The organism is Mycobacterium sp. TH-M11, assembly GCF_057473725.1.
Window position 1 is genome coordinate 1 of the sequence record NZ_JBYCLD010000319.1, and the last position, 1,518, is coordinate 1,518.

Annotated in this window: 1 protein-coding gene and 1 pseudogene; one reads left to right on the plus strand and one right to left on the minus strand. The window is 66.3% G+C overall.

What is annotated here, in order from left to right; genetic code table 11:
* Positions 1-234: pseudogene (locus AC2VOG_RS13040) on the minus strand (hypothetical protein); the annotation flags it as partial.
* A gap of 241 nt (positions 235-475) precedes the next feature.
* On the opposite strand from AC2VOG_RS13040, the gene AC2VOG_RS13045 reads away from it, so the two are divergent.
* Complete coding sequence (locus tag AC2VOG_RS13045) at positions 476-1,372, plus strand: serine hydrolase (RefSeq protein WP_486940317.1); 897 nt, start codon at positions 476-478, stop codon at positions 1,370-1,372.
* Positions 1,373-1,518: the final 146 nt, after the last annotated feature.

Genomic DNA, 1,518 nt, shown 5'->3' on the forward strand with positions numbered 1-1,518 from the left:
GTTGACCGTGTCGCCGGGGGCGAAGGCCGGGATGTCGTCGCGCAGCGACGCCTTGTCGACGATGTCCAGCGTGTTCATTGCGGAAACACTTCCTCGCAGGTCGCGGCTTCGGACCGGCCGACACGCGTTGTGGGCATGCAGACGGTTACCGAGCCGATGGGTTCGGGCATGTTGTCGCGCTGTGCGGTGACCGGGACGCCAGGACTCCGCTGCAGCATCAACCGCAGGCGACAACTGCTCAATTGTGCCAGACGCAGCGCAACCAGTGAAATCGCGCAAATCGCCGCTGGTCGTTCCACGCCGAGCCGGGCCGCCGTGATAATTCTGGAGGCGACCGAACTGCGCGATCCGCTTGCCCACGCGGTAACCTATCCGGCGGGCCGATGGCAGCAGTTGTGGCGAGCCCGTGAACCCCATGTCGGTGCCGTTACGCACCTGATACCTGTTGAGGAGGCCACCCGCCGTGCGGCCATCGATGCTTCTGTTGACCATCGTCATGGTGATTTCCACGGTGGTGTTCGGCTGCGACGAGAAGGTCTATGGCGCCGACGCCGTACGGCCGACGCCGTACCGCGCACCCGAGGTGACACCGGTGGCCACGGCGATCGAAGCCCCCCGGGCGCCTGCGATTCAGCCGGCCGCGGTGGTCGATGGTCTCTCCGCGCGCATGCAGGAAGCCACCGACGATGCCGCCAAGGTCGGTGCCAACATCTCGGTGGCGGTGCTGGACCGGATCTCGCACCAGCTGATCACCAACGGCAACACCCGGCCGATCGCCACTGCGTCGGTCGTCAAGCTGTTCATCGCCGACGACCTGCTGCTGCGCAAGGCCGAAGCCGGCCTGTCGGCTGATGACCGGGCTGCTCTCGATTCGATGCTGCGCGCGTCCGACGACGGGGCGGCCGAGACATTCTGGAACCAGAACGGCGGCAACGCGATCATCACCCGGGTGGCCGGCCGCTATGGTCTGGCCGGCACCGCACCGCCGTCGAACGGTGCCTGGTGGAACACCATCAGCACCGCACCGGACCTGGCGCGTTACTACGACATGCTGCTCAACGGTTCCGGCGGTCTGCCACCGGCCCAGGCCAACATCATCATGAACAACCTCGCGCAGTCCACCCCGAGCGGCCTCGACGGCTACCCGCAGCGCTTCGGGATCCCGGAAGGCCTGTACGACGAGCCGGTGGCGGTGAAGCAGGGCTGGATGTGCTGCATCGGCAACAACTGGATGCACCTGTCGACCGGCGTGGTCGGGGCGGATCGTCGCTACATCGTGGTGATCGAGTCACTGCAGCCCAGTGATGACGCCACCGCGCGCACCACCATCACCGAAGCCGTGAAGACCATCTTCCCCGGCGGCCGGATCTAGGCAGCTTCGTCGTCCTGGCGCCGAGTGTGCGGTTTCGTCGGCGAAAGTCCGCTTGGATTCAGGCGGTCGCTGCAACAAACGTGGACGGGTCTGACAGTAGTCGGTCGAGTTCTTCGGCGGGGGTGCGCCAGCCGAGGCGTTTGCGG

What these genes read in the sequence shown, in the direction of transcription:
- AC2VOG_RS13045 (WP_486940317.1), top strand. Translation starts at nt 476, where the DNA reads ATGCTTCTGTTGACCATCGTCATGGTGATTTCCACGGTGGTGTTCGGC.